This window comes from Mesorhizobium sp. M4A.F.Ca.ET.050.02.1.1, from assembly GCF_003997725.1.
In the GTDB taxonomy this organism is placed as follows: Bacteria; Pseudomonadota; Alphaproteobacteria; order Rhizobiales; family Rhizobiaceae; genus Mesorhizobium.
In genome coordinates, this window is record NZ_RZSG01000495.1 from 1 (window position 1) to 4565 (window position 4565).

General features: G+C 62.0%; 5 protein-coding genes and 1 pseudogene. 5 read left to right on the forward strand and 1 reads right to left on the reverse strand.

What is annotated here, in order from left to right; translation table 11 throughout:
• Together EOA33_RS40795 and EOA33_RS25340 are read left to right on the forward strand one after the other, a co-directional pair.
• Positions 1–175 (forward strand): annotated as a pseudogene (locus EOA33_RS40795) (exo-alpha-sialidase); the annotation flags it as partial.
• A gap of 8 nt (positions 176–183) precedes the next feature.
• Complete coding sequence (locus tag EOA33_RS25340; protein WP_126054358.1) at positions 184–477, forward strand: MoaD/ThiS family protein; 294 nt, start codon at positions 184–186, stop codon at positions 475–477.
• Positions 478–647: 170 nt separating this feature from the next.
• On the opposite strand, the gene EOA33_RS25350 is transcribed toward EOA33_RS25340, so the two are convergent.
• Positions 648–1691 (reverse strand): substrate-binding domain-containing protein, encoded by a 1044-nt coding sequence (locus EOA33_RS25350; RefSeq protein ID WP_127406878.1) that lies wholly within the window; start codon positions 1689–1691, stop codon positions 648–650.
• Positions 1692–2345: 654 nt separating this feature from the next.
• Here EOA33_RS25350 and EOA33_RS25355 point away from each other — a divergent pair.
• The 3 genes from EOA33_RS25355 to EOA33_RS25365 all read left to right on the forward strand — a co-directional run.
• A complete protein-coding gene (locus EOA33_RS25355) occupies positions 2346–2984 on the forward strand; it encodes a PAS domain-containing protein (protein WP_126054355.1) in 639 nt (212 codons plus the stop codon).
• 128 nt (positions 2985–3112) lie between these two features.
• Positions 3113–3730, forward strand: a complete 618-nt coding sequence (locus tag EOA33_RS25360; protein WP_126054354.1) for a PilZ domain-containing protein — start codon at positions 3113–3115, stop codon at positions 3728–3730.
• 264 nt (positions 3731–3994) lie between these two features.
• Positions 3995–4565: transglutaminase-like cysteine peptidase (locus tag EOA33_RS25365; protein ID WP_127406879.1), on the forward strand; the 571-nt coding region annotated here is incomplete at its 3' end.

The window sequence follows — 4565 nt, forward strand, 5'->3', positions numbered from 1 at the left end:
CTACGCAGGCGTGTTGCGGCAAGCTATGGCGACCGACAGCCTCGAGCCGGCCGGCGTCTATTTCGGCACCAGCGGCGGCTCGCTTTTCGCCAGTGCCAACGAAGGCGAAAACTGGTCGGAGATCGCTCAGCATCTGCCCGCGATCCTGTCCGTCGAGGCGATGGTGGTGGGCTAGTAACGCAAATGTCGAACGCCACCGCCGACAGTGTGCCCCTTGTCGTCGCGCGGCTCCCGGGCGTGCTCATCGACCTGTTTCCTGGCGCGCCGCGCCGGGTCGAACTGCCGGCCTCGACCACGAAGGAAATGATCGACGGGCTGGACGCGCGCTGGCCCGGCATGCGCGACCGAATCTGCGATTCCCGCCCAGCGATCCGCCGCCATATGAACGTCTTCGTCGATGGCGAGAGAGCGACCCTTGAAACCAGGCTCGCGCCCGGCACCGAGGTTTTTATCCTGACGGCAATCAGCGGCGGTTAGGTTAGGGCAATTCCAGGAAAAGTGTGAAACGGTTTTCCGTCCGGAATTGCGTCAAAACAAAGAGATAGAGCGGTTCACTGGTTCCGTGAAACAGTGAACCGCTCAGGCGAATAAAGGGGAGCCAAGCTTTCAGGCAATTTCTTTTCTCCCCCGAGGCGAGGGAGAAGAGATCAGTTGGATGGGATCCAGCTGGCGGCGGCCGCGTCGCTCTGGCCAAAGGCCGGAAGCTTGGCGTCGAGGTCCTCGACCGTCTTGATGCCGTTCTTGCGCAGTTCTTCCTGGGTCAGCAGCACCGGCTTGACGACGATGTTGTGGCCCGGATCCTCGCCGGCGATCAGCTTGGCCGCGGCCCGCACCGAAACCGCGCCGACGACGGCCGGATTGGTGGCTGCCGTGGCCATCCACGGGCTTCCTTCCGCGGTGATCTCGGTGATATCGGCGGTGGACACGTCGGCCGAATAGATCTTCACCTTGCTCGAAATGCCGAGTTCGTCGGTGGCGAGCTTCACCCCGCGCGCGAACTCGTCATAGGGGGCGAAGACAACGCTGATATCGGGATTGGCCTGGAACGCCGCCTTGGTCTGATCGGCGGTCGACACCGCGGTCGTGTCGTTGACCGTGCCCCAGCGCGCCTTCTCGACAATGCCTGGATTGGCCTTCTTGACCTCGTCCCAGATTTCGTTGCGACGATCGAGCGGCGCGAAACCCGCTACATAGACATAGCCCGCCTGGAACGATGCGCCATTGTCCTTGAGCGCCTGGCCGAGCGCTGCCTTGGCGAGCTCGTGGTCGGATTGTTCGACCTGCGGGATCTTCGGATTGTCGAGATTGACGTCGAAGGCGACGACCTTGATGCCGGCATCGAGCGCCTTCTGTGCAACGTCCTTCAGCGCTTCGGGCTGGCCGTGGTCGATGATGATGGCCTGGACGCCGAGATTGATCGCCTGCTCGATCTGGTCGCGTTGCGCGGCCGCATCCTGCCGGCCGGAAAAGATCTGCAGGTCGATGTCGAGCGCTTTCGCCTGTTTCGCCGCACCGGCCTGATAGGCCTGGAAGAAATCGCCGGCCGAGATGAAGGTGACGAGCGCCACCTTCACGCCGCCCTTGTCGAAGGGCGCTGGAGCATCGGCGACCCCGGCGGCGTGTGCCGCCCCAACCGGTACGGCGCAGGCAAGCAGGCCGGCAGTAAATAATCCGAGAATAGAAGTCTTCATGAGAATTCCCCAGGAGTAACGCCGACAAGGCACGTCTCCGGACCGCGGGATCGCCGCCGTCGCGCCTCGATGAGCGAATTCGCGAAAGGTACAGCGGCGGCGGAACCGCCCGGAACGCAGATTATTCTCTTTCGAAGCGCGTCGTTGGCAAATGTTGCTGCCGCCGTGGAGACCAGATGCGCGCCGCCCTTGCAGGAGGGCCTAGACGAAGAGACCCGCGGACAGGGGCAGTACGCAATGACCGGTTCAGGTCGCCACGCCAGCTTGCTGCAACGTTCCGGCACGAACGCGCTTCGGTTAACGGGATCACGCTGTCGCCTGTCGAGAGGCCGCGAATCGCTGCATGCGCGAATCAAAAAAGAAGCCGTCCAAGGTTCCCCCTTGAACGGCCGGTCGAGCCCCTGCTCCCCGAAACTCTTGACCGAAGTGCTGCCGATCGTCGCGAAACGACCGCTTCTGGAGTGGTTTTGGTGTGCCACAGGCGGGGCTCGGCCGCAACGTAAACGACTTGTTAACCTTAACGTCCCCGACCCGTGAACAAGTGTTAACGATGCTGGCACGCATCCTGCTCCGCAACGCATGTAGGTCATCGGAGGGCGCCCTGTCTGTTCGCCGATGGGACATGAAAAGACAGTTTGCGCGAAAGAGCACACAATGAACCAGAACGGATCGATCACGCTGTTCCAATATTGGAACCAGCTGCGTGATGGGCGCCCCGCCCCGAAGCGTTCGGAAGTGGAGCCCGCCGACATCAAGTCGCTTTTGGCCGACACATTCATCCTGGAAAGGGATACGCGCGGCGAGGCCGTGTTCCGGCTGGCCGGCACCAGGCTTTGCGCCTCCTATGGTCGCGAACTGAAGGGGTTCTCCTTCCCCTCGCTGTGGCGCGAGAAGGACCAGCGGCTTGTCTCGCGGCTGGTCCACGGCGTTTTCGAGCAGAAATCCGTGGTGCTGATCACCTATGAGGGCTTCAGTGGAAACGGCCGATCCAACAAGTTCGAACTGCTTGCCCTGCCGCTCGACGGCGGCGTCGAGAATCCGCGCTGCCTGGGTGTCATCAGCGCCGCCGAAAGACCATTCTGGCTGGGTGCCGACCCGATCACCGACGCGCTGATCGATTCGATCCGCGTCGTCGATCCGGACAAGGAGCCGATGTTCCTGAAGAACCGGCCTGCCATCAATGTTCCCTCGCTTGTGCCTTCAGAGTTCGATCCGCCAGAAACGTTTCCGGCACTCGGCCGCGCGCGTCGCATCCGCCATCTGGTGGTGTTCGAGGGCGGGCGCGGCGAGTAGCCACCTCCAGCATTCGGATCGACTGCGAAGGGGGTCCACTTTTCCCCTTTGTTAACCTCCATTGTTGTAGTTTTCCCGGTGAAATTCCTCGCATTGACGCGGGGAATGCCAACGGGGTGTAGGCAGTCATGAGGTCAACGGCGGTCGACTTTGCGCCGTCCCGCGCCGAAAGGCGTAATTTTCAGCGCGTCCGCGTCAAGATCTACGGGCGCTTCATGCTGGAGGACCGCACCGAGCACCCGTGCCAGGTGATCGACATGTCGCCGGGCAACGTCGCACTTCGAACCGAGCGCGTCGGCATGCCGGGTGAGAAGGTCATCGCCTATATCGATCACATCGGCCGCGTCGAGGGTGTGGTGACCCGCACCTCGCAGGACGGCTTCGCCATGACCGTCATCGCCTCGGACCGCAAGAAGGACAAGCTTGCCGCGCAGCTGACCTGGCTTGCCAACAAGCACGAGCTCGACCTGCCGGAAGACCGCCGCCACGAACGCGTCGCGCCGCGCAATCCGATGAGCGTGCTCCAGCTCACCGACGGGCGCCAGTACCAGTGTCGCATCATCGACCTGTCGCTCTCGGGCGCCGCGGTCGAGATCGACGTCAAGCCGGCGATCGGCGTGCAGATCATGCTGGGCACGATGCGCGGCCAGGTGGTGCGTCATTTCGAGGATGGTGTCGCTGTCGAATTCGCCGTCATCCAGCGGCCGGAAACCCTGGATTCCGAGTTCAACACGCCGCGCGCCTGAGCAACGGGCCCGCGAGACCAGCAGCTGAACCGGCCCATCGCGGCCGGTTTTGTTTTTTCGCGCCCCACACGACCGGAATTGCCCCTGCGCATGACACGGTCGGCTCGTCAGATCCTGGCCGACGAAGGGCCGTAAGAATTTTAGTTCAAACTAATTCAAATTTTATGCTTATTCTCTTGGCGTTTTACTCAATGTCTACTTCGGGTTTTTGCGTCAAATAAATCCGGTCATGAGATGGTCTCCTCAAACGGGGAGACTAAAACAATGAAGAAGACGAGGGGCAAGCTGTTGCTCATGGCAATGGCGATGCAGCTTTCCGCTTGGGCAACGGCATATGCGGGACCGGCTTTCATGCACACGGGCGGTCGCACTACCCAGCCGGTCGGCCACTACGAATTCTGCCAGAAGCTTCCGCAGGAATGCAAGGAACGGACGCCGAAGCAGGCGCCGATCGAACTGACCCGCAAGCTGTGGGCGGCCATCGTCAACATCAACAATTCCGTCAACACCAGGATCACGCCGCGCACCGACATGGAGATGTGGGGCAAGGAAGAGGTCTGGTCCTACCCCGACAACGGCTTTGGCGACTGCGAGGACTACGCGCTGGAAAAGCGCCGCGCGCTGATGAACATCGGCGTGCCGGCCGGCGACCTGCTGATGACGGTGGCGCGGCAGCCGAACGGCGACGGCCATGCGGTGCTCACCGTGCGCACCAGCCTTGGCGAGTTCATCCTCGACAATCTTCAACCCAAGGTGCTGGCCTGGACCGACACCGACTACACCTACCTCAAGCGCCAGTCGACGGAGAATTCGGGCGTTTGGGTGACGATCAATG